This window comes from Noviherbaspirillum pedocola, assembly GCF_016632335.1.
GTDB classification, from domain to species: Bacteria; Pseudomonadota; Gammaproteobacteria; order Burkholderiales; family Burkholderiaceae_D; genus Noviherbaspirillum_A; species Noviherbaspirillum_A pedocola.
In genome coordinates, this window is the sequence record NZ_JAEPBG010000073.1 from 1 (window position 1) to 1,343 (window position 1,343).

Below are 1,343 nucleotides of genomic sequence, written 5' to 3' on the forward strand. Positions count from 1 at the left end.
CGCCTAGCAGGCTGCTGAAATACTTCCCGGAGATGTCGGCCGGATAGATGTCTGCACCGTTAGTCCAGCACGATCCATTTCTGTTGAGTTTTATGCGCGGCCCCGATACCTTCACCGAGAGCCTGTTCACGATGCGCCGAATGGAAGACTTCATTCCAGCACATCATCCATTGCGGCCGATTCGCCAGATGGCCAACGCGGCATTGGCAAAGATGGAGGGTTTGCTCTCTCGTATGTACGAAGCCGACGTCAAAGGTGGGCGACCCAGCATCGCCCCCGAGAAGCTGCTGCGCGCCATGCTGCTGCAGGTGTTCTATAGCGTGCGCTCAGAGCGACAGTTGATGGAACAGGTGCAGTACAACATGCTGTTTCGCTGGTTCGTCGGTTTATCCATGGACGATACGGTGTGGGTGCCAACCGTGTTCACGAAGAACCGTGAACGCTTGACCGAGCATGATGCCATCATCGCGTTCTTCAACGAGGTGGTGAGCATGGCCGAGGAGAAAGGCTGGCTATCGGGTGAACACTTCAGCGTGGACGGCACGCTCATTGGCGCGTGGGCCAGCCACAAGAGCTTCGTGCGCAAGGCCGACGATGACCATGGCAACGGCGAGGGCAGCAATTTCAAGGGACAGGTCCGCAGCAACGAGACCCACGAATCGAAGACCGATCCGGATGCGCGGCTATATCGTAAGGGTAAAACCGCCAGCGAACTGCGCTTCATGGGCCATACGTTGAGCGACAATCGGCACGGCCTGATTGCCAGCGCCATGGTCACCGTCGCCGATGGCCATGCCGAACGGGAAGCGGCCAAGGCGATGATCCAAGATGCCCGCCAAGTCGTGGGCGACGACTGCGAGATCACGCTGGGCGCCGACAAAGGCTATGACGCCAGATGAATTTATCGACGCGCTGCAGGCGATGAACGTTGTGCCCCACGTGGCGCAAAACACGTCCGGCCGACGCTCTGCAGTGCGGGATGCGATTGCCGGTAGTGACGGTTACGCCATTTCGCAGCAAAAGCGTAAGCTCATCGAACAGGGATTTGGCTGGGCCAAGACGATCGGGCCGATTCGCCAGGTGATGGTGCGCGGGTTGAAAAAAGTCGACCAGCTGTTTGTACTGACCATGGCGGCGTACAACCTGATCCGCATGCGCACCTTGGGACAAGTCCGTCTACAGGTGGCGTAAAGCGCCAATAGACCAGAACAGCCGGCCGCAAACGCGCCAAAGCAGACGCAAACGCAAGGCTGTTTCAGAATGCGGCAACGGCAAGTCAGTGTTTTCATGGCTTTAAGAAAACGGCGACACTCGCACGGGTGGTATTTCAGCAGCCTGTTAGG

General features: G+C 58.2%; 1 pseudogene. It reads left to right on the plus strand.

What is annotated here, in order from left to right:
- Positions 1-92: 92 nt before the first annotated feature.
- Positions 93-1,191, plus strand: a pseudogene (locus JJB74_RS32945) (IS5 family transposase).
- Positions 1,192-1,343 lie beyond the last annotated feature (152 nt).